The organism is Enterobacter sp. PL_is511 (genome assembly GCF_055816065.1).
On sequence record NZ_JBVPGP010000024.1, the window covers coordinates 1,112,089 to 1,137,248 of the forward strand.

A 25,160-nucleotide genomic window follows, 5' to 3' on the forward strand; every position below is an offset into this window, starting at 1 on the left:
CAAAAAGTTGTATTCACCAAAATGATTATATAAATTTTAATCAGTCAGTCAGAAAAACCTTATAGCGTTAATTAAAAAGAAGATGAATCCACTGTGATTTATTTATCAACTTTCTGCTGCGTACGTTTTAATAATAAATAAAGTTATCCCGTAAACAGGAAAATGAAGATTATGAAAAAGAACATTATTTTAGCGATGGTTGCGACAGGTTCTGCCTTAATGATGAGCAATGCACTCGCTGCTGCAGGAACCGTTAATTTTAACGGTAACATCCTGGATTCTGCCTGCGATGTCGCGGTTGCTTCTCAAAATCAGGTGGTGGTGTTAGGCGATTACAATAAAACAGAATTTCCGGCAACAGGATCCCGCACTGCGGCAACGAAATTCGACATCGTCCTGAAGAACTGCCCGGTTACGGTCAACAGTGCCAAAGTCCGTTTTGACGGTACGCCCGATCTGACTAACGCCGATCTGCTTGCTATTGATACCTCCGTCGCCGGAGCGGCAACGGGTGTTGCTATTAATTTGATGACCGCTGATAAAGCGGATCTGCCGTTGCACGGCAGTAACAGCTATAGCTATGTGCTAAGCAGCACCGCCGATAATACGCTGAATTTCTACGCGCAGTATATTTCAACGGCGGCATCGGTGACGGCCGGTCCTGCAAACTCCGTGGCAAATTTCTCCGTTGTTTATAACTAGTCATTAAGCAGAACACGAGTCGGTTCCGTGACGTTCTGCGTGGGGGCAGTTTCTGCCCCCGTGTTTCAAGAGGTGTAACATGCATTTTATTAGCAAGGCCCTGGTCATATCGGCCGCCCTGACAGCATCGTTTTCGAACGCTTATGCCGGGGTCATTATTGGCGGTACCCGCGTTATTTTTGATGGTGGGAAAAAAGAGGCATCAATCAGTATCAATAATGCTGAAAGCGTGCCTTATTTAATCCAGTCCTGGGTTGACATGCCAGAGGGGAATGCTAATAAAGCACCTTTTATTGTAACGCCGCCTTTATATCGGCTGGATGGCGGGCAGCAAAACATTGAACGTATTTTACTCTCGGGTTCACTACCCCAGGATAAAGAAAGTCTTTTCTGGCTGAATATTAAAGCCATACCGTCTGCCTCAAAACAGGAAAACTCACTGCAAATTGCTGTCAAAACGCGCATCAAGCTTATTTATCGCCCGTCAGGTCTGAAGGGATCAACGCCGGAAGAACAAGCGAATAAATTAACCTGGTCGCGTAGCGGGAATAAGCTCATGGTCACCAATCCAACGCAATATGTCATCAACTTTAATGAAATAAGCGTCGGTGATAAAAAACTGGATGAGGTCTCCTGGGTGGCACCGGGTGCAACGGCGGTATTTAGCTTACCCGCAGGTGCCAATGATAACCACATTTCATTCAAAGTCATTAATGATTACGGCAGCCCCGGAAGAATGTATCAGGCCAGCTTTTAATTCATCAAAAGCGGCGATCCTCATAGCAGGTCAGGTTAATGATGATGGCAACGAAAACTAAAAAAATGCAGCCTGCGCGTCTGGCGATCTGTATCGCCTTTGCGCTGGTAAATGCAATGCAGACTGTTTATGCCCGTGATTCGTTCAACACCGAGCTGGTTGAACTGGACAATCCGGGCACGGGTAAAGCTGATTTATCTGCTTTTGAATCAGGTTCGCAGGCACCAGGGAAATACCACGTTGACATCATCCTTGACGACCAACTCATCGAGACCAGCGATATTGATTTTACCGCAGTAAAAAGTGGGGAAGAGGGCGATAGCCTTAAGCCTTGTCTGAGTATTGAACAGCTCAACAGATGGGGCGTCAAAACCGCGCTTTTTCCCGACTTAGCCAGTAAGGACGCGTCCTGTGTCAACCTTCAGGCTATTCCTCACGCCAGCACGGATTTTCAGTTTGCCGCGCAGCGACTGATCGTCAGCATTCCTCAGGCCGCCATTGATATGCCGGCACGCGGGTATGTCTCGCCAGCGCTATGGGATGAAGGGATCGCCGCCGCCATGTTGAATTACAGCCTGAGCGGCGCAAACAGCCGGGCAAAACAAAACGGCAGTAAAAACAGCAACAGTCAATATGCCAACCTGCGCCCGGGTCTCAACGTTGGACCGTGGCGACTGCGAAATTACACCACCTGGTCGCGGGATGAAACCGGTCAGGACAAATGGGATACCGTCTACACCTATGCGCAGCGGGCCATTATTCCGCTCAAAGCGCAGCTCACCCTGGGGGATAGCTCCGCGCCAGCCGACGTGTTCGACAGTATGCCGTTTCGCGGCGGACAGCTGGCTTCGGATGATGACATGCTCCCGGATTCGCTGAAAGGCTATGCACCCGTGGTGCGGGGGATCGCGCGCACCAATGCCCAGGTGGTGGTGCGGCAGAACGGCTATCAGATTTATCAGACCTACGTGGCGCCAGGCGCTTTTGAGATTACCGATATGTACCCCACGGGCGGCGCCGGGGATCTGGACGTCACCGTTAAAGAGGCTGATGGCAGTGAGCAACATTTCACCCTCCCGTACGCGTCATTACCGGTTTTACAGCGCGAAGGACGGCTCAAGTATTCAGTAACCGGAGGGCAATACCGTTCTTATAACGGCAGCGTCGATAAGACACCTTTCGGGCAAATCACCGGGATCTATGGTCTGCCGTATGGGCTAACGCTGTATGGCGGGCTGCAGGAGTCGAGCAAATATCAGTCGATCGCCACCGGGCTTGGAAAAAACATGGGTGATTTCGGCGCCATTTCTGCGGACATGACTCAGGCCTGGTCCACCCCGCAGGGCGGTGAGAAATCCAACGGTCAGTCATGGCGTGCGCGATACAGCAAAAACATTGTGGGGACCGGAACCCATTTCTCGATTGCGGGTTACCGCTACTCGACCAGCGGTTACTACGGTATGCAGGAGATCCTTGATTCGTACGGTGACAGCTCCGCGCTTCAGGATCGACGCCGAAACCGCGCCGAGCTGACGATGAGCCAGACACTGGGCGGTGATCTTGGCTCGCTGACGCTGAGCGCGGCCCGCGAAGACTACTGGAATTCGGGTAAAACAATTGCGTCATACAGCCTGGGCTACAACAACTACTGGCACAACATCAGTTACGGACTCACCTGGACCTACAGTAAAAACGGCAGTGCGGGTTCATATGATAACAATAAACGGTACGACAAAGATCAGCTGCTGGCCTTTAACGTCAGTATCCCGCTGGAGACGTTTTTGCCGCAGACCTGGGCTAACTATGGCGTGAGCGCCAGCAAGAATAACGGCACCACCCACAACATCGGCCTGAACGGCGTAGCGCTGGAAAACCACGCCCTGAACTGGAACGTGCAGCAAGGCTTTGGGTCGGACGGCGTCGGCTACACGGGCAATCTGGACGGTGATTATAAGGGAACCTACGGCGAAGCGACGGCGGGCTACAGCTACGATAAAAACAGCGAGCGCCTTAACTACGGCCTGCAAGGGGGCATTCTTGCTCACAGAGAGGGGATCACGCTTTCGCAACCCCTGGGCGAGACCAATGTTTTGATTAGCGCGCCGGGCGCACACGGTGTCGATATCCGCAATCAGGCGGGCGTTAAAACGGATTACCGCGGATATACGGTGGTCAGTAATCTCTCCGTATACCGTAAAAATGACATCACCCTTGCCCCGGAAAGTCTGCCGGATGATGTTGAGCTGGATATTAATACCCGGACGGTGACGCCGACGCGTGGCGCGATCGTTTTGGCCGACTATAAGGCGAAGGTGGGGCGGCGGGTGTTATTTAATTTACTGCATAACGGCCAGTTTGTTCCCTTTGGCGCGATGGCAAGCCTTAAGGGCGCCGACGGCAGCAGCGTTATTGTTGGCGATAAAGGCCAGGCTTATCTCACCGGCCTGGATACTCAGGGAACCGTCTTCGTCACGTGGGGAGCGGAAAGCGAACGGCAATGCCGCGCACCTTACGTGCTTTCCCCGCAGCCATCGGCGGGTGGAATTACCGAAATTAACGTCAATTGTCTTTAGGGTTTTTTAACATGCGCTTAATTAACATCATATTCCTGCTGTATATCGCAGCAGGCTGGAACAGTGCTCATGCAGGAACCTGCACGACGATTACGCCGCAGGAATCAACTTTGTCCATCGGCACAATTACGGTTCAACGTGACGTGGCAGTTGGAACCGTATTATTTTCGCGAAACGCGACAATAACCGGTTCCTATTTAACGGGGTGTGCCAATCCATTAATGCTGGGTTTTAGCATGCGGTATTTGAATGCGACACCGAGTGCTTACGGTAATCATGTTTATGACACGAATGTAAACGGTATAGGCGTGCGTTTTTCGTCGGGTAATTATTTTGAAAACCCGGCCAATACCTTTTCCTATAATGCTCAGGCAAGTTATGTCGAATGGTGGGGCGGTAAAATAGAACTTATCGTTACCGGACCGGTCTCGTCGGGGTCGCTGACGCCGGGCGTGCTGGGGGTAGTGATGCTGCAGGGCAGTGACGGCGTTTACCGTGATGGCCTGACGACCACCCTGCTGGGCGGAACCATTAATGTACTGGCCTGCAATATTACAACACCGCAACTGACATTTCCGATAGGCGATATTTCTGCCGCGCTTTTTGGCTCAACGATAGGCACCACACCGGCTGGCGCTCAAAATACGCAAAATCTCGGGCTTAACTGCGATGCGGGGGCTAACGTCAACGTATCACTCAGCGGCATTCAGAATCCTGACGTTGCAACACCCAGCGTGCTCGCGCTTACGGGGCAGGGTAATACCGGTACGGCGAAAGGGGTTGGCGTTCAGTTGCTCTATAACGGTACACCGCTCACCCTCAATGCGCGTTTGCCGCTGAAGCTTGCGGCAGGGGGGCAGGAAGCGTTCCCATTAACGGCGCGTTATTACCAGACGCAAACAACGGTAGAACCCGGTACCGCAAATGCGTCAGCAACCTTAAATTTGACCTACCAGTAAAGGGGATGACGATGCATATAATGCGCACGGCAGCGTTCATCGCGGCAGTAATAAGCGGCAATGTTATTGCAGCGGATAGCGTTAACGTCAGCGTCGCCGGCAATATTATCGCCTCTCCCTGCGTATTCAATGGGGGCAATACCAGTCTGGATATTAACCTCGGCAATATTCAGGCATCCAATATGGCCACGCCGGGGGCGACATCCGATCCTGTGTTTTTTAGCCTGCCGTTTACCCAGTGTCCGGCAGGCACGCGCAGCGTTACGGTCTCCTTTACCGGCAACCCCGATCCCGTCTCGGGGGCGAGTTACTACATGAACAGCGGTTCGGCCACGAACGTCGCGATTGCGATGAGCGAGGGCGCAACCGGTGCGTTAAAGGGCACAGGGACAAGCATTACGCAGACTATTGCGTCAGACAGAACCGCGACGATGGTCATGCAGGCATCAGTCAAATCTGTCACCGGCGGTGCGACGCCGGGGAGCATCAGTGCCGTCGTGGTCATGACGATGCAATACAACTGATCGGCACGCGCGTTGGTTGTCCTTATTGATATGCAGATGTTGGTAATTGATATGTTGAATATCCTGATTAAAGAACCGGATTCTTTTTTTAAAAATGGCCTGCAATATTTTCTTGTGGATTTTTTCCTGCATAATTTCAGGCATCACATTCATTTTGACACTGAGCTTACTTATGACAGCGTCAGTGCCGCGGATATTATTATTCTCGCTCTATGCCCCGGGGAAACGCTGACCTGTGTTCCTGAATTGAAAGCGCGAAAAAAAGGGATTGTGATTGGGCTGGTGGACGATGAGCGGCGTTTTTCCGCTTTTACATCCTGTTTTCAGGATATCATTTTTATCTCCCGCCGCGCCCCGCTTGGTCAGGTTAGCGAGATGCTTTTTATTGCATGGTACCGGACGCAACTGCCGGGATATCGCTGGCAGCATAACGGCTGTTTCGAGTGCCAGCATAAAATACTTTCGCCGCAGCAGATCCGCGTCACGGTGAATTTTTACAGAGGATTCTCGGTAGGGCAGATTGCTGATGTACTCAGGACGAGTGATAAAACGATATTTACGCATAAGTATTTGCTGATGCAAAAATTCGATCTGCGCAGTGATTATGAGCTTATGGCGCTCATTCACAGGATGGTCGAAAAAAATGCCTACCCGAACAAATTGCGTGACCATCTGATCGGTTTCGACGGATGAGCGGAAGAGACGGTGGGACTGTAGTCGTTTAGTTGCCGGGTGGCAGTGACGCCACCCGACATTTCTTCAGACATTCACCGCACTAATCAGCCGCGACTTCATGGACTGATACGCCGACGCTGCAAAATCCTCCGCCCAGCGCTGGTCCTCAATCGCCTCCAGCTGTACCGCGCAGTACTTCGTTTCCGGCGTTTTGGAGATGGGATCGAGATTATCCTGGGTCAGCTCGTTGCAGGCGCCAATCCACCACTGATAGGTCATATAAACCGCGCCCTTGTTGATACGCTCGCTGATGCTGGCGCGGGTAATCACTTTGCCGCGACGTGAACGTACCCAGACCAGTTGACCCTCCTTGATGCCCAGTTTTTCCGCATCGGCAGGGTGCATTTGCACCCGGCCCGGCTCGTCGGCCAGGCTCTGCAGCGCAGCGCAGTTCCCGGTCATCGAGCGGCAGGAGTAGTGTCCCACCTCGCGTACCGTACACAGCACCAGCGGGAAATCTTCATCCGGGGTTTCCGCCGGCGCGCGCCACGGTGCGGCAAAGAGCTGTCCTTTACCGGTTGGGGTATCGAACTGATTGTCTTTGTACAGGTAAGGCGTGCCCGGATGATCCAGCGTCGGGCACGGCCACTGCACGTGGCCCATCTCGCCCATTTTTTCATACGTCACGCCGAAGAAGAGCGGGCACAGCTCGCGCATCTCATCCCAGATCTGCTGGTCGGAGTCATAATGCATCGGGTAGCCCATCTCGGTGGCGAGCAGGCTGATGATCTCCCAGTCGCGCTTCACGTTGCCGCTGGCCTCAATGGCTTTGCCGAAACGCTGGAACCCGCGATCGGCACAGGTAAAGACGCCGCCGTGTTCACCCCAGGAAGTGGCAGGGAGCAGAACGTCCGCCACTTCTGCCGTTTTGGTCATAAAGATGTCCTGAACCACAACAAAGTCGAGCGCCTCAAAACCGCTGCGAACGAGACCGAGATCGGCCTCGGTCTGAAGCGGATCTTCCCCCATGATGTAGTAGGCCTTGACCTTGCCTTCCAGCGCCAGATGAGGCACCTCGGTAATGCGCGTCCCGACGCGATCGTCCATTTTATTGACGTCAATCCCCCAGGCGTCGGCGAACTTCTGCCTGACCGCCGGATCGGTCACATCCTGATAGCCGGGGAACATATTCGGCAGTACGCCCATGTCGCAGGCACCCTGGACGTTATTTTGACCGCGTACCGGCCCGACGCCGACGGCGGGTCGGCCAAGGTTCCCGGTCAGCAGCGCCAGGCTGGAAAGCCCTCTGACCACATCCACAGCCTGACCAAACTGGGTCACGCCCATACCCCACATCACGGTGGCGGAAGGGGCCGCCGCGAAGGTGCGCATCGCCTGGCGAACGTCGCGGGCAGGAATGCCGGTAAGATGCTCAACCTTCTCCGGCGCATAGTCTTTCACCGTCTGGCGGTAGGCCTCAAGCCCCTCCGTAAAGCGCGCCACGTAGCTTTTGTCGTACAACTCCTCTTCCAGCAGCACGTAGCCGAAGGCGTTCACCAGCGCCATGTTGCTGCCGTTTTTCACCTGCAGATGCTGGTCGGCGATGCGCGCCGTTTCGATGCGCCGCGGATCGCAGACGATAATTTTCGCGCCGTTTTCACGCGCTTTCAGCACGCGCCGGGCGACGATAGGGTGGGAGTCCGCGCAGTTATAGCCAAACACCAGCAGACATTTTGAGTTTTCAATATCGTTGATGGAGTTGCTCATGGCGCCGTTGCCGAGCGTTTCCTGTAAACCGGCCACGGAAGGACCATGACAGACGCGCGCGCAGCAGTCCACGTTGTTGGTGTTCAGCACCGCGCGGGCAAATTTTTGCATCACATAGTTTGTTTCATTGCCGGTTCCGCGGGAGGAGCCGGTGGTCATGATCGACCGCGGCCCGTGCTGCGCTTTAATGCTGCTGAGCCTGTGGGCGGTGTAGCGGATTGCCTCTTCCCAGGTAACGGGGGTGAAAGCCTCGCCTTTGTGGTAGCGGATCATCGGCTGAGTGAGGCGCGGGGTGAGCAGACGGGTATCGTTAAGGAAGTCCCAGCCGTAAAAGCCTTTCAGACACAGGGTGCCCTGGTTTGTGACGCCCTCTGCCGCTTCGGCACGGATGATACGGTTATTTTCAACGACAAGGTTTAATTTACAGCCTGCACCGCAGTAGGGGCAGACGCTGGCGATCTTTTTCATCAATAACAGACCTGTTAAGAAATGAAGCAAAGTTGACTGGAAAACCCAGTCCCGTAAACGGTGTTAAGCAGGAACCGTGCCAGGTTGGCTTTGCTGGTTTTACAGGGTGTTAAGCGGGAAAGACGCGTGTCATCGTCAGGCCGATCGTCAGTTTTGACGATGACACGTTAGGGGCGTAGCGAGCAGGAGCTTAGAGATCGTCCATCGTGTAACCCACCACGATTTCCAGCGTCTTACGAATCACATCCGCCTGAACCACGTCGTTAGTGGCTTCCAGCGTCTGAATGAGCCAGAGGATGATCGCTTTATTGGACAGATGACCTTCGGAGGCCAGAACACAGCGTACTGCAGTAGAAAAAACAGCGGACTCTTCAGCAAAACGATCGCCTGCGTGACGGAAATATTCCGACAGCGCACTGTCTAAAAAAGCAGAATGGTATTCGGGTTGAAGCTGAATATTTTGTCTCATTTGTTCTCACCGTAGCTGTTAAATTGCAGTCAATGTATTTTTTTGGGGTCGGACGGTTTTCCACTTCCAAATAACGGCACTACATTGTCTCGGTTATCGTTGAGAGGTCCCTCTCTGTTCGTTCGTCCTTGCGCGGTTCTGCGACGTGTAAAGGCGATGCTGTTTGAGCCGATCTCGGCAATCACCACCGCAAGTGTCTCCCGCCGCTGGGGATCCTTTTCATGCTCTTTCATTACCCGCAGACGCTGCAGCAATCCTTCGGTTGTCACTGGCCCCCGCTCTTTCAGAAGAGAAAGAACGGCTTCACCGATAAGCGTGTCGATCAGTCGGTCTGCGTCACTGCTATTCATCACGTTACCGTTCGAAGAGCAGACCAAGCAGCATGTGGTAATGCTCTTCCTCTTCCGGGCCATCGGCCTTTTCGAGGCGGCTGAGCAGTTTGGTACAGAGCGATTTGCGATTTAGGTTTCGCCCGTCGCTGAGAATTTCTACAACCACCTGGCCCAGCGTCTCCTGCTGGGTAGGGAGCGCGGCTTTTTCGAAGTACTGTGCGATTGCTGCTGCGGAATCTGTGGCGTAACCTTTCTGCTGCATGTTTCGCTCCTGTAAAATTTTGTAATCACTAACGTTACAATTAAGGTATACACAATTCCTAAATCTGTACATATAAAATGTACAGATTTTTAATGTTTTTATGATATATTTTATAAATTACTTTATTTTCATTGTGTTACTGGCTTGTCATGAATCGGTAATGTGACAGGATATATTGTACAAAAAGGTCGGGCGCTGGTAAGTTATACAATCGAGAAGAACGGTCCCATCAACTGCCGTAAATGATTGAGATGTAAATTATTTGTCAGGCAATTAATGTGCTATAAGTAAAAATTACCCACGTCTACTGTGGCCAAAACCCTAACCCCAGGAAAAGCATGCTCACAACCATCATTTACCGCAGTCATATCTGCGAGGACGTTCCGGTGAAAGCGCTGGAATCAATGGTCGCTGCTGCAAATCGTAAAAATCGGCAATCCAATGTCACGGGGATCTTGCTGTTTAACGGCACACACTTTTTTCAATTGCTTGAAGGGCCGGTGGAGCAGGTTTCTGCTATCTATGAGCAGATCTGCAACGACCCGCGCCACCATAACGTGGTCGAGTTAATGCGCGATCACGGCCCTGTCCGGCGTTTTGGCAACGTGGGCATGGAGCTTTTTGACTTACGCCACTTCGACAGGGACGAGGTGCTGCAACAGGTGCTCAATAAGGGGACGACACGCTACCAGTTGACCTATAACGACCGCCCGCTGCAGTTTTTCCGCACCTTTGTTGAGGCCACGGAAAAAGCGAACTATTTTGAACTGCCGCCTGCGGATTCCTGGGAATTCGTTCGCGAAGAAACGCGCCTGTCCGCGCAGCCTGAGGTGGTCGCGAAAGGGGCGGATTGCAGCTTTGCGTTCCAGCCGATAGTCGACCCGTTTATGCAGCAGGTCGTCTCCTGGGAGGCGCTTCTGCGCACTCCTGACGGTGACTCGCCGGGGGCATATTTCGCCAGCCGCCCGCATGACGAAGTGTACACGTCAGATTTGCAAAGCAAGCAGGTGGCACTTTCTATGGCCAGCGCGCTGGGGCTACAGGACCAGACGTTATCCCTGAACCTGCTGCCCATGACGCTGGTCAACATTCCCAACGCCGTGGATTTCCTGCTCACCGCGATTGAGGCAAATGGGTTTGTACCCGAACAAATCGTGGTGGAGTTTACCGAGAGCGAAGCTATATCTCGTTTCGATGAATTCACGGATTCGGTCAGGCAGCTAAAAAGCGCGGGTATCAGCGTGACGATTGATCACTTTGGTGCCGGTTTTGCCGGGCTGCAGCTGCTGGCCCAGTTCCAGCCGGACAGAATTAAGATTAATCGCGATCTGGTCGCGAACGTGCATAAAAGTGGCCCTCGTCAGGCCATTATTCAGGCGATTATCAAATGCTGTTCCTCGCTTGAGATCCAGTTCTGCGCGGTGGGGGTAGAGAGGGCGGAAGAGTGGATGTGGCTGGAGTCCGCGGGGATTTCCCAGTTCCAGGGACATCTTTTTGCCAGCCCAAGACACGGGGGTATTCCCGCGATTGCGTGGCCGGAGAAAAAGTTCGACTTCGGATAAAGCTGTACACAATCCGGCAGACTTAACTGTACGAACGGCAAATTTTATACAACAATGTATTAACAGGTGGATGGAAAAGAAGCCCGTTCACCCGTTCAAAATGCGGTCTTAGTTATACAAATGATGTGTACAATCTGATAAGGTTGGTGCAGTTAGGTATGGAAGTTCTGAGCGTGAGGGAGTTAATGGCCTATTACAGTATCGGCGAAGTGGCCGAACGATGCGGTATCAACCCCGTTACGCTGCGTGCCTGGCAGCGCCGCTATGGATTATTGAAGCCGCAGCGCAGCGAAGGGGGTCATCGTCAGTTTGACGATGAAGATATCCTGCGCATTGAAGAGATCAAACGCCTGATGAAAAGCGGCGTTTCGGTCGGAAAAGTTAAAGCCTTGCTGGAAAACAAGGAAGTGCCGACGCAGGGCAACTGGGCCTCATTCCAGGAAGAGATGATGACCGTTCTGCGCTACGCCAGTCCTGCAAAGCTGCGGGCCAAAATAGGTGAATTCCGCCGCGATCACGCGATGGATGCGCTGATTGACAATATTATCTCTCCGGTCCGTCAGCGTATGAACCAGGATCAAAATACCGTGCGTCATATGGCGAGCCTGTTTGACGGCGTACTGATCGAGTTTGCGATTGCAAGCCTGGCGGAGTCCCGCAAAAAAGCCGGCAAAGACGCGCTCCTGATTGGCTGGGAATGTGATGACCGCACCCACCTGTGGCTGGAAGCCGCGCGCCTGTCGCAAAAGGGCTGGCACATTGACGTGCTGGCAGAGCCCATTGACTCGCCGCGTCCTGAACTCTTCCCGGGGCAAAAAATCTTTGTCTGGACGGGGAAATCCCCAACGCCTCGCCAGCAGGAACAGCTTGACCACTGGCGTGAGCAGGGGTTTGCTGTCTCATTTCATCACTGAGTGTAAGAGGCCTTAAGGGCCTTTTTTTGTCTTTGTCACTTTCCTTGCAAAAAGCTATCTTAAGAATAGGCATTATTCCTGCGGATGAGATTTACCCGGTTAATTTTAAACGGCATCTGCTTTTTTCTGGGGGCTTTGCTGTCGGCAACTTGTTCAACAGGGGACGGTGCCCCCTTATTAATACTCAGCGAGTATGGCGCTCATTCCATGCATCTGAAAATTGAATATTACCGTCAAGAATTCTCCAGGTGATTTTTTCATATTGAATGCTGACACTTTCTATGTGATTCATTTTATCGTTCCCCGCCAGCTTAATATTCGGGACGCTACAGTGGACTCCAGTTAATTTCACATTCTGCATAAGAACGGTGTAGTAGCAAACCTCCTGACCTGCATCATTGATGTGATAAAACCTTATTTCTGCGCTTTTCAGCGTCTGCCCAGTTGCTGCAGCCTTGTAAAGATATGGCGTAGAGCTATCAACTTCTTTCTCGATCATCATGGATGTGTGCTGGCGGGTGCCGGTGATTTTGCCGTTTGCGCTGTCAACGGGTAAATTTATACCGTGGCTCAGACCGATAATTTCAATACTACCTTCACGATCTTGTACATCAACAGATCCTTTGATATCTGCACCGCCATCGTCTTTAAGCCACATATAGGGAGGTATAGGCATTTTATTGTCTCCTTAATTTTTGATTAACTTCATTGTTAAAATATAGAGAGGGGTAGCGATAATTAGCATTGTAAGCCAGTCAATAAGTGAATAGGCATCATACATTGATTCTGCATTTTCATTTCCGGCGATAATGATTGCTGTTGTTCTGGCTACATCATAGTTAATATATAACTCCGGGCCTGGTAGCATATGACCAAGAGCGAGTAATAAAATGAGAAAGTAAATAATTTTACTTGCCCTACGAGCAAGGTTTTTTAATGTAGCCACCCGCTACTACCTCCACCCATCCTCGCGCCATGAGTGACTGCATGCATGGAACCTGAATAAGCGATGTACTCATTAGCGCGTTATGAATCATCATCCCCTGTAACGCCATATGCCACCTTACTTCCTTTGCAAGAGTGTGGTTAATGCTACAGTGATTAATAATGTGTTCCAGAGTGTGCGTATGATTTTCAGAAAAAGACTCGCATCAACAGGTTGTCTACTGCTGAGGAGCGCTTGCTGGCCGGGCACCTGAAGCCCTGGCCTTCTTTTAGTGCGCCAAATCGCATCTGTTAGACTGAGTTCACGACAATCAAAGAGGCTATCTCAAAAATAGGCATTTCCGATGCATATTTTACTTTTCTCCTCTCCGTCAAAAATGCCACAACGAAATGCATTATTAATCAATGCATTGAACAATTAAATCCATCCTGCCTGCATCCTGCCACAGGGTCTATGCTTAATAAAAGTAGGCAAAAAGGGCGGTTTAACCGAATGCCCCTGCTGACAGAGGGTTGAAGTGATAATCGTTATCACTAACATGGTGTTATGCCCTGATGGCTTATCAGATGAGGTGGACCTATGGAACTGCATTCAGAAACCTTTAATCCAGCCGATTTTGCCTGGCGCGGGTTAACGCTCACGCCAGCGGCGGCGGCACATATTCACGAGCTGGTGGCGAAAAAGCCCGAGATCCTCGGCGTGCGTTTGGGTGTCAAACAGACCGGCTGCGCGGGTTTTGGTTACGTGCTCGATACCGTCACCGAACCCGAGAAAGATGACCTGGTATTCGAGACCGACGGCGCGAAACTGTACGTCGCGCTGCAGGCCATGCCGTTTATCGACGGCACCGAAGTGGACTACGTCCGCGAAGGCTTAAACCAGTTATTCAAATTTCATAACCCGAAAGCCCAGAATGAATGCGGCTGCGGCGAAAGCTTTGGGGTATAGGCGGAACTATGTCTCGTAATACTGAAGCAACGAGTGAAGTAAATACCTGGAGCGGTGGGCACCTCAACTATAAAGAGGGGTTCTTCACCCAGCTGCAGACCGATGAGCTGGCAAAAGGCATCAATGAAGATGTCGTGCGGGCGATCTCGGCGAAACGTAACGAGCCGGAGTGGATGCTGGAGTTTCGCCTGAGCGCCTTCCGTGCCTGGCTGGAGATGGAAGAGCCGCATTGGCTGAAAGCGCATTATGACAAGCTGAACTATCAGGATTACAGCTACTACTCCGCGCCCTCCTGCGGCAGCTGCGACGATACCTGCGCCTCGCAGCCGGGTGCGGTGCAGCAAACCGGCGCGGAGAACAGCTTCCTCAGCAAAGAGGTGGAAGAAGCCTTTAATCAGCTTGGCGTGCCTGTTCGTGAAGGGAAAGAGGTGGCGGTGGACGCCATTTTCGACTCCGTCTCGGTGGCGACCACCTACCGCGAGAAGCTGGCAGAGCAGGGGATCATTTTCTGCTCCTTCGGCGAAGCGATTCACGATCATCCGGAACTGGTGAAAAAGTACATCGGGACCGTAGTGCCTTCAAACGATAACTTCTTTGCAGCGCTTAACGCGGCGGTGGCCTCGGATGGCACCTTTATCTACGTGCCGAAAGGCGTGCGCTGTCCGATGGAGCTTTCCACCTATTTCCGCATCAATGCCGAAAAAACCGGCCAGTTCGAACGCACGATTCTGGTCGCAGATGAAGGCAGCTACGTCAGCTATATAGAAGGGTGCTCCGCCCCGGTCCGCGACAGCTACCAGCTGCATGCGGCGGTGGTGGAGGTCATCATCCACAAAGATGCCGAGGTGAAATACTCCACGGTGCAAAACTGGTTCCCGGGCGACGGCAATACCGGCGGTATCCTGAACTTCGTCACCAAGCGCGCGCTCTGTGAAGGCGAAAACAGCAAGATGTCGTGGACCCAGTCCGAAACCGGCTCGGCCATCACCTGGAAATACCCGAGCTGCATTCTGCGCGGGGATAACTCCATCGGCGAGTTTTACTCGGTGGCGCTCACCAGCGGCCATCAGCAGGCCGATACCGGCACCAAGATGATCCACATTGGTAAAAACACCAAATCGACCATTATCTCGAAAGGCATCTCCGCCGGTCACAGCCAGAACAGCTATCGCGGGCTGGTGAAAATCATGCCGACGGCCACCAATGCGCGAAACTTCACCCAGTGTGACTCGATGCTGATTGGCGCAGATTGCGGGGCGCATACCTTCCCGTACGTCGAATGCCGTAATAACACGGCCCAGCTTGAACACGAGGCGACCACGTCGCGGATAGGGGAAGATCAGCTCTTCTACTGCCTGCAGCGCGGGATCAGCGAAGAAGACGCCATCTCGATGATCGTTAACGGCTTCTGTAAGGATGTGTTCTCTGAACTGCCGCTGGAATTTGCCGTTGAAGCCCAGAAACTCCTCGCCATTAGTCTTGAACACAGCGTCGGTTAAGGAAAGCACATGTTAAGCATTAAAGATTTACAGGTCAGCGTAGAAGACAAAGCCATCCTGCGTGGCCTCAATTTTGACGTCAAGCCGGGGGAAGTCCACGCCATCATGGGGCCGAACGGTTCCGGGAAAAGTACGCTTTCTGCGACGCTGGCGGGGCGCGAAGATTATGAGGTGACCCACGGCTCGGTCGAGTTTAACGGCAAAGATCTGCTGGAGATGTCGCCGGAAGACCGTGCGGGCGAGGGCATCTTTATGGCCTTCCAGTACCCGGTGGAAATCCCCGGAGTCAGCAACCAGTTCTTCCTGCAGACGGCGCTGAATGCGGTGCGCAAGTATCGCGGGCTGGAGGCGCTGGACCGCTTCGACTTCCAGGATCTGATGGAAGAGAAGATTAAGCTGCTGAAAATGCCGGAAGATCTGCTGACCCGCTCGGTGAACGTTGGTTTTTCCGGCGGTGAGAAAAAGCGTAACGATATTCTGCAGATGGCGGTTCTGGAACCCGAGCTGTGCATTCTGGATGAGACCGACTCCGGTCTGGACATCGATGCCCTGAAGATTGTCGCTGACGGAGTGAACTCCCTGCGCGACGGCAAGCGTTCGTTCATTATTGTCACCCACTACCAGCGCATTCTGGACTACATCAAGCCGGATTACGTCCACGTGCTTTACCAGGGACGTATTGTGAAATCCGGTGATTTCACGCTGGTTAAACAACTGGAGGAGCAGGGTTATGGCTGGCTTACCGAACAGCAGTAATGCGCTCCAGCAGTGGCACCGGCTGTTTGAAGCCCAGGGGGGCACGCGCTCCGAGCAGGCGCAGCAGCATCTTCAGCAAATGCTGCGTCTCGGGTTGCCGACGCGTAAGCACGAGAACTGGAAATACACCCCGCTTGAGGGTCTGCTGAACGCCGAATTTGTGACCCGTCTGGCGGATCTCACCCCAGCACAGCGCGACGCGCTGGCCTTGCGTGTCGATGCCCTGCGCCTGGTGTTCGTCGACGGTCAGTTCCGTCCGGAACTGAGCGACACGGTTCAGGAGAGCGGCTTTGAGATTGAGATAAACGACGATCGCCAGCGCCTGAGCGCCCCGGTTCAGCCCGAGGTCTTCCTGCACCTGACCGAGAGTCTGGCCCGCAGCGTGACGCACATCCGCGTGAAGCGTAACCAGCGTCCGGCAAAACCGCTGCTGCTGATGCACATCACTCAGGGGCTGGACGGCGATGAAATCAATACCGCGCACTATCGCCACCATCTGGAGCTGGCGGAGGGGGCGGAGGCCACGGTCATCGAACATTACGTCAGCCTCAATGAGACGCGTCACTTTACCGGATCGCGTCTGACGATGAATGTTGCCGCGAATGCGCAGCTTCATCATGTCAAGCTGGCGTTTGAGAATGCGCAGAGCCACCACTTTGCCCATAACGACATTGTCCTGGGTCAGGATGCCGCAGCGTACAGCCACAGCTTCCTGCTCGGCGGGGCGGTGCTGCGCCACAACACCAGCACGCAGCTTAACGGTGAAAACACCACGCTGCGCATCAACAGCCTGGCGATGCCGGTTAAATCGGAAGTGTGCGACACGCGCACCTGGCTGGAGCACAACAAAGGCTACTGCAACAGCCGCCAGCTGCACAAAACCATCGTCAGCGACAGAGGTCGCGCGGTGTTTAACGGACTGATTAACGTGGCGCAGCACGCCATTAAAACCGACGGGCAGATGACCAACAATAATCTGCTGTTAGGGCGCCTGGCGGAGGTGGATACCAAACCGCAGCTGGAGATCTACGCCGACGACGTGAAATGCAGCCACGGTGCGACGGTCGGGCGAATCGACGACGAGCAGATGTTCTACCTGCGCTCGCGCGGCATCGACCAGCAGGCGGCGCAGAAAATGATTATCTACGCGTTTGCCGCCGAACTGACGGAAGCGCTGCACGATGGTCAGTTAAAACTGCAGGTGCTGGATCGGATCGGTCAGCGCCTGCCTGGAGGCGAAGCATGAGTTTTCCCGTCGAGAAAGTACGGGCAGATTTCCCGGTTCTGACCCGTGAAGTAAACGGTCTGCCGCTGGCCTATCTGGACAGCGCGGCCAGCGCGCAGAAGCCGAATCAGGTGGTGGATGCGGAAGCTGAGTTTTATCGCCACGGCTACGCCGCCGTGCATCGCGGTATTCATACCCTGAGCGCCGAGGCGACCCAGCGGATGGAAAACGTGCGTACGCAGCTGGCCGCCTTCCTTAACGCCCGCTCGCCGGAAGAACTGGTCTTTGTTCGCGGGACCACCGAAGGGATTAACCTTGTCGCTAACAGCTGGGGCAACGCTCAGGTCCACGCGGGAGATAACATCATCATCACCCAGATGGAGCACCACGCCAATATCGTGCCGTGGCAGATGCTCTGCGAGCGCGTGGGTGCGCAGCTGCGGGTAATCCCGTTGAATGCCGACGGGACGCTGCAGCTCGAGCAGCTAGACGCATTGCTTGACGATAAAACGCGGCTGGTGGCGGTTACCCAGGTCTCCAACGTGCTGGGGACGGAAAACCCGGTGGCAGATATCGTCGAAAAGGCCCACCAGGCGGGCGCGAAGGTGCTGATTGACGGCGCCCAGGCGGTGATGCATCACGCGATTGACGTCCAGGCGCTGGACTGCGATTTCTACGTCTTTTCAGGCCACAAGCTCTACGGGCCGACCGGGATTGGCGTGCTGTATGTGAAAGAAGATATCCTGCAGGCGATGCCGCCGTGGGAAGGGGGCGGGTCGATGATCGCCACCGTCAGCCTGACGGAAGGCACCACCTATGCGCGCGCGCCGTGGCGTTTTGAGGCGGGCACGCCCAACACCGGTGGGATTATCGGTTTAGGGGCGGCGATTTCTTATGTCTCCTCAATCGGCCTTGATAGCATTCAGGAGTACGAACAGCTGCTGATGCACTATGCGCTTGAGGAGCTTGCCAGCGTGCCGGATCTGACCCTCTACGGGCCTGCCGACCGGCAAGGGGTAATCGCGTTCAATCTCGGGAAACATCACGCCTATGACGTGGGCAGTTTCCTCGATAACTACGGCGTGGCGGTCCGTACCGGGCACCACTGCGCCATGCCGCTGATGGCGTTTTACCAGGTACCGGCAATGTGCCGCGCGTCGCTGGTGATGTACAACACAACGGAAGAGGTCGACAGGCTGGTGGCGGGGCTTAAGCGCATTCATCAGCTGCTGGGCTAACGGAGAGGCGAAAGATGGCAGAACTGCCGGACAAAGATAAACTGCTGCGTAACTTCTCGCGTTGCGCAAACTGGGAAGAGAAGTATCTCTATATCATTGAGCTGGGACAGCGCTTGCCGCCGCTCAGCGAAGAGGCGCATACTCCGGAGAACAGTATTCAGGGCTGTCAGAGCCAGGTGTGGATTGTGATGGCGCAGTCGGATGACGGCACTATCGAACTGCACGGCGACAGCGATGCGGCCATTGTAAAAGGGCTTATTGCGGTCGTCTTTATTCTTTATCACCGGATGTCGGCGCAGGATATTGTCGCGTTTGATGTCCGCCCGTGGTTTGAAAAAATGGCCTTGACCCAACACCTCACCCCGTCTCGTTCCCAGGGACTGGAAGCGATGATTCGCGCCATCCGCGCCAAAGCTGCAATCCTTAGCTAGACTTACAGAACAGCATTCATTCTGTTTCGCGAGGTGGTTCCCGCCTCGCTGGTTTTTCAGCTTTCTGGCGTTCTGTCAGTGAATAAGGAATCTCAGCATGAAGCGCGCGTCTCTAATAACTCTATTACTCCTCAGTTCGCTCGGCGCCCTTAATTCGGCCCGCGCGATGGACTATCCGTTGCCGCCCGCAGGCAGTCGTCTGATTGGGCAAAATCAAACCTACACGATACAGGAAGGGGATAATAAGCTGCAGACCATCGCCCGTCGGTTTAATACGGCGGCACAGGTGATCCTGGAAACGAACAATACCATTGCGCCGGTTAACCCTGCGCCGGGAACCGTGATTACCATCCCGTCGCAGATGCTGCTGCCGGACACGCCGCGTGAGGGCATTGTGGTGAACCTCGCAGAGCTTCGGCTTTACTACTTCCCGCCGGGAGAAAACATCGTTCAGGTCTTTCCGCTCGGCATTGGACAGCTGGGGCTGGAAACACCGGTCACGACCACGCGCGTGAGCCAGAAAATCCCGAATCCTACCTGGACACCCACACCGGGCATCAGAGCACGCTCTCTGGAGCAGGGAATTAAATTACCTCCGGTGGTGCCTGCCGGGCCCAATAACCCCCTGGGACGCTTCGCACTGCGTTTAGGCGTGGGCAATGGGGAATATCTCATCCACGGCACCAGCGCACCGGACAGCGTCGGCCTGCGGGTCAGCTCTGGCTGTATGCGGATGAATGCCCCGGACATTAAAGCCCTGTTCGAACAGGTGCGGGTGGGCACGCGGGTACAGATCATCAATGAACCCGTTAAGTTCTCTGTGGAGCCGGATGGTAAACGCTATATTGAAGTCCACCGCCCGCTGGCGCAGGCTGAGGGAGAAAACCCGCAGGTCTCGCCCATTACCCATTCCGCAGACTTTGCGACCTTTGTTTCTCAAACGGGAAGCGACAAGGCGCTGATTGATAAAGCCCTGTCACGCCGCGCCGGGATCCCGGTTATCGTGTCGTCAGGCAGCGGCCCGTCAGCCAGCAATAGCGTGTTGTCGGTGCAGAACAGTCGGGTGTCCGCAGCGGTAGCGGAAGATGAAGGGGAGAAGGTGACGCAGTAGTGGTTTGACGCAGGCAAAAAAAATGGCGCACAATGTGCGCCATTTTATTAACAGGTACTATTACTTACGGTATTTAGTAGCCTGGTTGTCCAGACGCTGGTTAGCGCGAGCTGCGTCGTCTTTAGCAGCCTGAACGTCGGAACGCATTGCGTTCACGTCGTTGCTCAGCTGGTCAACTTTAGCGTTCAGAGTCTGAACGTCAGAAGACAGCTGATCGATTTTAGCGTTGCTGGAGCAACCAGCCAGCAGAGTAGAACCCAGGATTACCGCGCCCAGTACCAGTTTAGTACGATTCATTATTAATACCCTCTAGATTGAGTTAATCTCCATGTAGCGTTACAAGTATTACACAAAGTTTTTTGGGTTGAGAATATTTTTTTGATGGGAATACACCTATTTTTGATCGTTCGCTCAAAGAAGCATCGAATCAGCCCTTTTCAGGCAAAAATCTAAGTAAAAAAAGGCATTTATCATCGGATTCATCTTAGATAATTCGCAATTAAATAGAAAAACCCGATTTGCAATTTGAATGACTTTGGCTAATGCGAGGAATAAAAAAAGCGCCCGGCGGGCGCTTTTTATCAAAATTAATTCGTTCGGGAATTATTACAGCACGTGAACAGATGCAGTATTGGTGGTTCCGCTTGGTACCAGCGCACCAGAAACCATGACCACAACGTCACCTTTCTGTGCCAGACCACGATCCACCAGCTCCAGCGCCACTTCTTTACCCAGACGGTAGAAATCATCCGTAGACGCGATCTCTTTCACCAGGTGAGGGATCACGCCTTTGCTCAGCACCAGCTGACGGGCAGTGGTTTCGTTGGTGGTCAGTGCCAGGATAGTCGCATCCGGGAAGTATTTACGCACCGCGCGAGCAGATTTACCGCCCTGGGTGGCAACCACGATCAGTGGTGCTTCCAGTTTCTCAGCCGTTTCTACAGCACCGCGGCATACTGCTTCGGTGATGCGCAGTTTGCGGCTGTCGTTGTTGTAGTCCAGACGGCTTTTCATAACGCGGTCGGTACGTTCGCAGATGGTGGCCATGATGGACACCGCTTCCAGCGGATATTTACCTTTCGCGGATTCGCCGGACAGCATAACGGCATCAGTACCGTCGAGGATGGCGTTTGCCACGTCGCCTGCTTCAGCGCGGGTTGGGCGTGGGTTTTTGATCATGGAGTCCAGCATCTGCGTTGCGGTGATAACCACTTTACGCGCGCGCACGCATTTCTCGATCATCATCTTCTGCGCGAAGATCACTTCTTCGACCGGGATTTCTACGCCCAGGTCGCCACGTGCAACCATGATGCCGTCAGACGCTTCGAGGATTTCGTCGAAGTTGTTCAGGCCTTCCTGGTTTTCAATTTTGGAGATGATCTGGATCTTCTCGCCGCCGTGGGCTTTCAGGTGCTCACGAATTTCAACCACGTCGGAGCGCTTACGGATGAAGGAGGCAGCAACGAAGTCAACGCCTTGCTCGCAACCGAAGATCAGGTCCTGTTTGTCTTTTTCAGCCAGGGCTGGCAGTGCGATGGAAACGCCCGGCAGGTTAACGCCTTTGTTTTCGCCCAGGTCGCCGTTGTTCAGCACTTTACAGATGACCTTGTTACCTTCGATCGCGGTGACTTCCATACCGATCAGACCATCGTCTACCAGCACGGTGTTACCGACGGACAGATCGCTGGTGAAGCCTTCGTAGGTCACTGCAACGATTTCGCTGTTGCCGACAACGGATTTGTCGGTGGTGAAGGTGAAAGTCTGGCCCGCTTTCAGAGAGACGTCGTTACCGCCTACCAGTTTGATGGTACGGATTTCTGGACCTTTGGTATCCAGCAGGATCGCGGCTTTTTTACCGGTCTTGCTCATTACGTTGCGCAAGTTCTGGATACGTTGACCGTGTTCTGCGTAATCGCCGTGGGAGAAGTTCAGACGCATCACGTTCATGCCGGCGTCCAGCATTTTGGTCAGCATCTCTTCAGATTCGGTTTTCGGGCCGATAGTACAAACAATTTTCGTCTTTTTCATGACAGTCTTAGTCTTTAAGTTGGGAAGGATATGGAAATCTCGCTCCGGGGGCGCACTGCCGCGGAGTCAAACCTGTGTTGCAAAAGAGTATATGACACGCACTAAGGATAGGAGACATCAAATGAGCGTGCAGAAGAAAGTGTGCCTGAGTGACAGCCCAACGAAGGAGTGGAGAAGTTGTACGTTGTTTTTTGTATTCCAAGCGCTGAAACCATTCACCAGGGATTTGGCGCGCATTATACGCTGATTTTAAGATAAAAGGAAAATGGAAACGGTGTTTCAGAAATAATCTGTGCTGTTTCTCATAATATTGTTATCAAGGCGTTAAGCCATGATGACAACTTGTGGCGGCAGGTGATGGACCTGCCGCCATTTGCTTATTTCTGCAGCGCCTGGCTGAGGTCGGCAATCAGGTCTTTGGGATCTTCAATCCCGACTGACAGACGGATCAGCTGCGGCACAATGCCGTTTGCCAGACGTTGCTCCAGCGGAATCGAGGCGTGCGTCATGCTGTAAGGTTGGCTCACCAGACTTTCCACGCCGCCCAGGCTCTCCGCGAGGGTAAACAGCTTCAGGTTGCGAATCACCTCGGTGGCGCGTTGCGCATCGCCTTTGACCACGACAGAAATCATCCCGCCGGGCAGGGCCATCTGCGTACGGGCAAGCTGATATTGCGGATGTGATTCCAGGCCGGGATAGAACACCTTTTCGACCAGAGGATGCTGATCGAGCCATTGCGCAATCGCCAGCGCGTTGGTGCTGTGCTTTTCGACCCTCAACGCAAGCGTGCGGATACCGCGCAGCGTCAGGAAGCTGCTGAACGGATCCAGTACGCCGCCCACCGCGTTTTGCAGATAGCCCAGCTTATCCGCCAGTTCCTTGTTGTCCCCGACAATCGCCAGCCCGGCCACCACGTCAGAATGGCCGTTCAGGTATTTGGTGGCGGAGTGCACCACAATGTCGAAACCCGACTCCAGCGGACGATGGATCACCGGCGACGCGAAGGTGTTATCCGCCACGCTGATGACGTTATGACGACGGGCGATTGCCGCGATGGCCGCCAGATCCGCCAGCTTCAGCAGCGGGTTGGTTGGCGTCTCGACCCACACCATGCGGGTGTCCGGGCGAATGGCGGCCTCAAGCCCGGCTAAGTCGTCCGGTTTAACCCAGCTGACCTGCAGGCCGGTGCTGCGCTTGCGCACGTTCTCGATCAGACGGTATGTGCCGCCGTATACATCATCAATAGCGACGATGTGGCTGTCTTTATCCAGCAGTTCGAGCACCGTGGAGATGGCCGCCAGACCGGAGGCAAAGGCGTAGCCGCGCGTGCCGCCTTCCAGTTCGGCAATCGCCGTTTCCAGCGCATGGCGGGTAGGGTTGCCGCTGCGGGAGTACTCATATCCGGTATGCTCCCCGGGCGCGGGTTGCGCAAAAGTCGAGGTGGCGTAAATCGGCGGCATGACGGCGCCGTGCTGGTCGTTAAACTCGCCGCTGTGGACGCTGAGGGTGGCCAGATTTTTCATCATTAATTCCTTTATTGCTGAAGACGGTTGCGCCAGGCGGTCAGAACGTCGCTGCGCGTAATCAGACCGAGAAAACGGTCGTTGTCATTAATCACGGCCACCAGACCGCGGTCGAAGATGGCGTTCAGGGCGCTTTCCGGGGCGTGTTTATCCAGGAACTCCACCTGACGCGTCATGGCTGCCGTCACCGGAAGCGCGAAGCGATCGCCGTCGCCGCCGATGTGCCGCAGGAGATCCCACTCGTCGATAATGCCCACCACCTTGCCGTTCTCCAGCACCGGCAACTGGGAGATGTCATACAGGCGCATCCGTGCCAGGACGGTGGAGAGCGTGTCGTCCGGGGCGGCGGTGACGGTGGCGCCTTCATCGTGGCGCAGGGCAATGTAGTCAGAGAGATCGCCGGCCTGGGGGCGCGTGATGAGTCCCTGCTGTCGCATCCAGTCGTCGTTGAACATCTTCGAGAGATATTTATTGCCGCTGTCACAGGCGAAGGTCACCACGCGCTTCGGCGCGGTCTGCGCCTGGCAATACTTCAGCGCGGCCGCCAGCAGCGTGCCGCTGGAGGAGCCCGCCAGAATGCCTTCCGTTTTCAGCAGCTCGCGCGCGGTGATAAACGCTTCCCGGTCGGTGATACGCCAGGCGCGATTCACCCCTTCAATGTGGGCCAGCGGCGGAATAAAGTCTTCGCCAATACCCTCAACCAGCCAGGAGCCCGCATCGTGGTAGCGTCCGGTCTCCACCTGGTCGGCCAGAACGGAACCGGCCGGATCAGCCAGGACAAACTCCGTGTGTGGAGAGTGCTCGGCGAACCACGCCTGCAGGCCGCCCAGCGTGCCGCCTGAGCCGACGCCCACCACGATGGCATCGATTTTGCCGTCAAGCTGCTCATACAGTTCCGGCGCCGTGGTGGTGCGGTGCGCCAGCGGGTTGGCTTCGTTATTGAACTGGTCGATGTAAAACGCGCCGGGCAGTTCGTTCGCCAGACGCTGGGCGTAATCCTGGTAATAGGCAGGATGGCCCTTGTTGACGTCGGAGCGGGTCAGTACCACCTGGGCACCCAGCGCGCGCAGGTGGAAAATCTTCTCGCGGCTCATTTTGTCCGGCACCACCAGGATCAGCGAGTAGCCTTTCTGGGCGGCGATCAGGGCCAGACCGAGGCCGGTATTGCCCGCCGTGGCCTCAATAATCGTGCCGCCCGGCTGCAGCTGCCCGGTGCGTTCCGCTTCGTTAATCATCGACAGCGCAACGCGATCCTTAATCGAACCGCCCGGATTCTGGTTCTCCAGCTTCAGGAACAGCGAGCAGGGACCGGTATCAAGCTTATGCAGCTGGATCAGCGGGGTACGACCAATCAGTTCAGTGACGGAGTGATAAATCGTCATGATGTTTTCCTTTCTGGATGTCATGACGGGATGATAGGGCGGTGAAATTTTCTCAATAAAGAACCATTCACTGCTCTTTAGATCAGAAAGGAATATAAATGTCATTTTT

26 protein-coding genes and 1 pseudogene are annotated in these 25,160 nt (G+C 54.2%); 15 read left to right on the forward strand and 12 right to left on the reverse strand.

The window, feature by feature from the left end; all coding sequences use genetic code 11:
- Positions 1–171 precede the first annotated feature (171 nt).
- The 6 genes from AC0TN7_RS20850 (at position 172) to AC0TN7_RS20875 (ending at position 6,208) form a co-directional block, all read left to right on the forward strand.
- Positions 172–702, forward strand: coding sequence for a fimbrial protein (locus AC0TN7_RS20850; RefSeq protein WP_024909406.1), 531 nt, complete (start codon positions 172–174; stop codon positions 700–702).
- Between the two features lie 79 nt (positions 703–781).
- The gene (locus tag AC0TN7_RS20855) at positions 782–1,459 is read left to right on the forward strand and encodes a fimbrial biogenesis chaperone (RefSeq protein WP_473702396.1); all 678 of its coding nucleotides are present in this window, start codon (positions 782–784) and stop codon (positions 1,457–1,459) included.
- A gap of 44 nt (positions 1,460–1,503) precedes the next feature.
- A complete protein-coding gene (locus tag AC0TN7_RS20860) occupies positions 1,504–4,032 on the forward strand; it encodes a fimbria/pilus outer membrane usher protein (RefSeq protein WP_473702397.1) in 2,529 nt (842 codons plus the stop codon).
- Positions 4,033–4,043: 11 nt separating this feature from the next.
- On the forward strand, positions 4,044–4,991 hold the full coding sequence (locus AC0TN7_RS20865) for a fimbrial protein (protein WP_267216639.1): 948 nt from the start codon (positions 4,044–4,046) through the stop codon (positions 4,989–4,991).
- A gap of 5 nt (positions 4,992–4,996) precedes the next feature.
- Positions 4,997–5,515 (forward strand): fimbrial protein, encoded by a 519-nt coding sequence (locus AC0TN7_RS20870; RefSeq protein WP_473702398.1) that lies wholly within the window; start codon positions 4,997–4,999, stop codon positions 5,513–5,515.
- Positions 5,516–5,566: 51 nt separating this feature from the next.
- On the forward strand, positions 5,567–6,208 hold the full coding sequence (locus AC0TN7_RS20875; RefSeq protein ID WP_024909401.1) for a LuxR C-terminal-related transcriptional regulator: 642 nt from the start codon (positions 5,567–5,569) through the stop codon (positions 6,206–6,208).
- Positions 6,209–6,274: 66 nt separating this feature from the next.
- Here the strand turns inward: AC0TN7_RS20875 and fdhF are convergent, their stop codons facing one another.
- The 4 genes from fdhF to ycgZ form a co-directional block, all read right to left on the reverse strand.
- The gene (gene fdhF / locus AC0TN7_RS20880; RefSeq protein WP_463726838.1) at positions 6,275–8,425 is read right to left on the reverse strand and encodes a formate dehydrogenase subunit alpha; all 2,151 of its coding nucleotides are present in this window, start codon (positions 8,423–8,425) and stop codon (positions 6,275–6,277) included.
- 190 nt (positions 8,426–8,615) lie between these two features.
- Entirely contained in the window at positions 8,616–8,894 is a 279-nt protein-coding gene (locus tag AC0TN7_RS20885) for a biofilm development regulator YmgB/AriR family protein (protein ID WP_023617825.1), read from the reverse strand.
- 29 nt (positions 8,895–8,923) lie between these two features.
- Positions 8,924–9,244 carry a hypothetical protein gene (locus AC0TN7_RS20890; RefSeq protein WP_024909398.1) on the reverse strand — a complete coding sequence of 107 codons (321 nt, stop codon included), beginning with the start codon at positions 9,242–9,244 and terminating at the stop codon, positions 8,924–8,926.
- Positions 9,245–9,248: 4 nt separating this feature from the next.
- Positions 9,249–9,488, reverse strand: a complete 240-nt coding sequence (gene ycgZ / locus AC0TN7_RS20895) for a regulatory protein YcgZ (protein WP_024909397.1) — start codon at positions 9,486–9,488, stop codon at positions 9,249–9,251.
- 338 nt (positions 9,489–9,826) lie between these two features.
- Here ycgZ and AC0TN7_RS20900 point away from each other — a divergent pair, with 338 nt between their 5' ends.
- Together AC0TN7_RS20900 and AC0TN7_RS20905 are read left to right on the forward strand one after the other, a co-directional pair.
- Positions 9,827–11,050: a diguanylate phosphodiesterase gene (locus AC0TN7_RS20900; RefSeq protein WP_024909396.1), complete on the forward strand. Its 1,224-nt coding sequence runs from the start codon at positions 9,827–9,829 to the stop codon at positions 11,048–11,050.
- Between the two features lie 185 nt (positions 11,051–11,235).
- Positions 11,236–11,964 (forward strand): MerR family transcriptional regulator, encoded by a 729-nt coding sequence (locus AC0TN7_RS20905; protein WP_024909395.1) that lies wholly within the window; start codon positions 11,236–11,238, stop codon positions 11,962–11,964.
- 184 nt (positions 11,965–12,148) lie between these two features.
- On the opposite strand, the gene AC0TN7_RS20910 is transcribed toward AC0TN7_RS20905, so the two are convergent.
- The 3 genes and pseudogenes from AC0TN7_RS20910 to AC0TN7_RS20920 all read right to left on the reverse strand — a co-directional run.
- A complete protein-coding gene (locus tag AC0TN7_RS20910; RefSeq protein ID WP_417927258.1) occupies positions 12,149–12,640 on the reverse strand; it encodes an Hcp family type VI secretion system effector in 492 nt (163 codons plus the stop codon).
- 12 nt (positions 12,641–12,652) lie between these two features.
- Positions 12,653–12,910 (reverse strand): hypothetical protein, encoded by a 258-nt coding sequence (locus tag AC0TN7_RS20915; protein WP_075201550.1) that lies wholly within the window; start codon positions 12,908–12,910, stop codon positions 12,653–12,655.
- A pseudogene (locus AC0TN7_RS20920) lies at positions 12,882–13,001 on the reverse strand (DUF2778 domain-containing protein); the annotation flags it as partial. The gene AC0TN7_RS20915 and the pseudogene AC0TN7_RS20920, both read right to left, overlap by 29 nt.
- 488 nt (positions 13,002–13,489) lie before the next feature.
- Here AC0TN7_RS20920 and sufA point away from each other — a divergent pair.
- From sufA to ldtE, 7 genes are all read left to right on the forward strand, one after another.
- Entirely contained in the window at positions 13,490–13,858 is a 369-nt protein-coding gene (sufA, locus tag AC0TN7_RS20925) for a Fe-S cluster assembly scaffold SufA (RefSeq protein ID WP_008500631.1), read from the forward strand.
- 8 nt (positions 13,859–13,866) lie between these two features.
- Complete coding sequence (sufB, locus tag AC0TN7_RS20930) at positions 13,867–15,357, forward strand: Fe-S cluster assembly protein SufB (protein WP_024909392.1); 1,491 nt, start codon at positions 13,867–13,869, stop codon at positions 15,355–15,357.
- A 9-nt stretch (positions 15,358–15,366) separates the two neighbouring features.
- A complete protein-coding gene (gene sufC, locus AC0TN7_RS20935; RefSeq protein WP_014831592.1) occupies positions 15,367–16,113 on the forward strand; it encodes a Fe-S cluster assembly ATPase SufC in 747 nt (248 codons plus the stop codon).
- Positions 16,088–17,359 (forward strand): Fe-S cluster assembly protein SufD, encoded by a 1,272-nt coding sequence (gene sufD / locus AC0TN7_RS20940; protein WP_473702399.1) that lies wholly within the window; start codon positions 16,088–16,090, stop codon positions 17,357–17,359. The genes sufC and sufD overlap by 26 nt, the downstream gene beginning before the upstream one ends.
- Positions 17,356–18,576: a cysteine desulfurase SufS gene (gene sufS / locus AC0TN7_RS20945; protein WP_473702400.1), complete on the forward strand. Its 1,221-nt coding sequence runs from the start codon at positions 17,356–17,358 to the stop codon at positions 18,574–18,576. Before sufD ends, sufS begins: the two co-directional genes overlap by 4 nt.
- 14 nt (positions 18,577–18,590) lie before the next feature.
- Entirely contained in the window at positions 18,591–19,007 is a 417-nt protein-coding gene (sufE, locus tag AC0TN7_RS20950; RefSeq protein WP_032650996.1) for a cysteine desulfuration protein SufE, read from the forward strand.
- Between the two features lie 97 nt (positions 19,008–19,104).
- On the forward strand, positions 19,105–20,118 hold the full coding sequence (gene ldtE, locus AC0TN7_RS20955; RefSeq protein WP_048991553.1) for a L,D-transpeptidase LdtE: 1,014 nt from the start codon (positions 19,105–19,107) through the stop codon (positions 20,116–20,118).
- Positions 20,119–20,178: 60 nt separating this feature from the next.
- Here ldtE and lpp read toward each other — a convergent pair whose 3' ends face one another.
- From lpp to AC0TN7_RS20980, 5 genes are all read right to left on the reverse strand, one after another.
- Positions 20,179–20,415, reverse strand: a complete 237-nt coding sequence (gene lpp / locus AC0TN7_RS20960) for a murein lipoprotein Lpp (RefSeq protein ID WP_001082307.1) — start codon at positions 20,413–20,415, stop codon at positions 20,179–20,181.
- 309 nt (positions 20,416–20,724) lie between these two features.
- Complete coding sequence (gene pykF, locus AC0TN7_RS20965; protein ID WP_463726837.1) at positions 20,725–22,146, reverse strand: pyruvate kinase PykF; 1,422 nt, start codon at positions 22,144–22,146, stop codon at positions 20,725–20,727.
- A 7-nt stretch (positions 22,147–22,153) separates the two neighbouring features.
- Positions 22,154–22,348 carry a protein YnhH gene (ynhH, locus tag AC0TN7_RS20970; protein ID WP_443112201.1) on the reverse strand — a complete coding sequence of 65 codons (195 nt, stop codon included), beginning with the start codon at positions 22,346–22,348 and terminating at the stop codon, positions 22,154–22,156.
- 175 nt (positions 22,349–22,523) lie between these two features.
- Positions 22,524–23,669, reverse strand: coding sequence for a trans-sulfuration enzyme family protein (locus AC0TN7_RS20975; RefSeq protein ID WP_024909385.1), 1,146 nt, complete (start codon positions 23,667–23,669; stop codon positions 22,524–22,526).
- Between the two features lie 11 nt (positions 23,670–23,680).
- Positions 23,681–25,051, reverse strand: a complete 1,371-nt coding sequence (locus AC0TN7_RS20980; protein ID WP_061715427.1) for a pyridoxal-phosphate dependent enzyme — start codon at positions 25,049–25,051, stop codon at positions 23,681–23,683.
- Positions 25,052–25,160 lie beyond the last annotated feature (109 nt).

Coding starts and splice junctions, on each gene's coding strand:
- AC0TN7_RS20975 (WP_024909385.1), bottom strand. CDS start 23,669: ATGAAAAATCTGGCCACCCTCAGCGTCCACAGCGGCGAGTTTAACGAC.
- pykF (WP_463726837.1), bottom strand. CDS start 22,146: ATGAAAAAGACGAAAATTGTTTGTACTATCGGCCCGAAAACCGAATCT.
- ldtE (WP_048991553.1), top strand. CDS start 19,105: ATGAAGCGCGCGTCTCTAATAACTCTATTACTCCTCAGTTCGCTCGGC.
- sufA (WP_008500631.1), top strand. CDS start 13,490: ATGGAACTGCATTCAGAAACCTTTAATCCAGCCGATTTTGCCTGGCGC.
- sufB (WP_024909392.1), top strand. CDS start 13,867: ATGTCTCGTAATACTGAAGCAACGAGTGAAGTAAATACCTGGAGCGGT.
- AC0TN7_RS20885 (WP_023617825.1), bottom strand. CDS start 8,894: ATGAGACAAAATATTCAGCTTCAACCCGAATACCATTCTGCTTTTTTA.
- ycgZ (WP_024909397.1), bottom strand. CDS start 9,488: ATGCAGCAGAAAGGTTACGCCACAGATTCCGCAGCAGCAATCGCACAG.
- AC0TN7_RS20900 (WP_024909396.1), top strand. CDS start 9,827: ATGCTCACAACCATCATTTACCGCAGTCATATCTGCGAGGACGTTCCG.
- fdhF (WP_463726838.1), bottom strand. CDS start 8,425: ATGAAAAAGATCGCCAGCGTCTGCCCCTACTGCGGTGCAGGCTGTAAA.
- AC0TN7_RS20850 (WP_024909406.1), top strand. CDS start 172: ATGAAAAAGAACATTATTTTAGCGATGGTTGCGACAGGTTCTGCCTTA.
- lpp (WP_001082307.1), bottom strand. CDS start 20,415: ATGAATCGTACTAAACTGGTACTGGGCGCGGTAATCCTGGGTTCTACT.
- sufS (WP_473702400.1), top strand. CDS start 17,356: ATGAGTTTTCCCGTCGAGAAAGTACGGGCAGATTTCCCGGTTCTGACC.
- AC0TN7_RS20860 (WP_473702397.1), top strand. CDS start 1,504: ATGGCAACGAAAACTAAAAAAATGCAGCCTGCGCGTCTGGCGATCTGT.
- sufE (WP_032650996.1), top strand. CDS start 18,591: ATGGCAGAACTGCCGGACAAAGATAAACTGCTGCGTAACTTCTCGCGT.
- AC0TN7_RS20855 (WP_473702396.1), top strand. CDS start 782: ATGCATTTTATTAGCAAGGCCCTGGTCATATCGGCCGCCCTGACAGCA.
- AC0TN7_RS20870 (WP_473702398.1), top strand. CDS start 4,997: ATGACGATGCATATAATGCGCACGGCAGCGTTCATCGCGGCAGTAATA.
- sufC (WP_014831592.1), top strand. CDS start 15,367: ATGTTAAGCATTAAAGATTTACAGGTCAGCGTAGAAGACAAAGCCATC.
- AC0TN7_RS20905 (WP_024909395.1), top strand. CDS start 11,236: ATGGCCTATTACAGTATCGGCGAAGTGGCCGAACGATGCGGTATCAAC.
- sufD (WP_473702399.1), top strand. CDS start 16,088: ATGGCTGGCTTACCGAACAGCAGTAATGCGCTCCAGCAGTGGCACCGG.
- AC0TN7_RS20980 (WP_061715427.1), bottom strand. CDS start 25,051: ATGACGATTTATCACTCCGTCACTGAACTGATTGGTCGTACCCCGCTG.
- AC0TN7_RS20890 (WP_024909398.1), bottom strand. CDS start 9,244: ATGAATAGCAGTGACGCAGACCGACTGATCGACACGCTTATCGGTGAA.
- AC0TN7_RS20910 (WP_417927258.1), bottom strand. CDS start 12,640: ATGCCTATACCTCCCTATATGTGGCTTAAAGACGATGGCGGTGCAGAT.
- AC0TN7_RS20865 (WP_267216639.1), top strand. CDS start 4,044: ATGCGCTTAATTAACATCATATTCCTGCTGTATATCGCAGCAGGCTGG.
- AC0TN7_RS20875 (WP_024909401.1), top strand. CDS start 5,567: ATGTTGAATATCCTGATTAAAGAACCGGATTCTTTTTTTAAAAATGGC.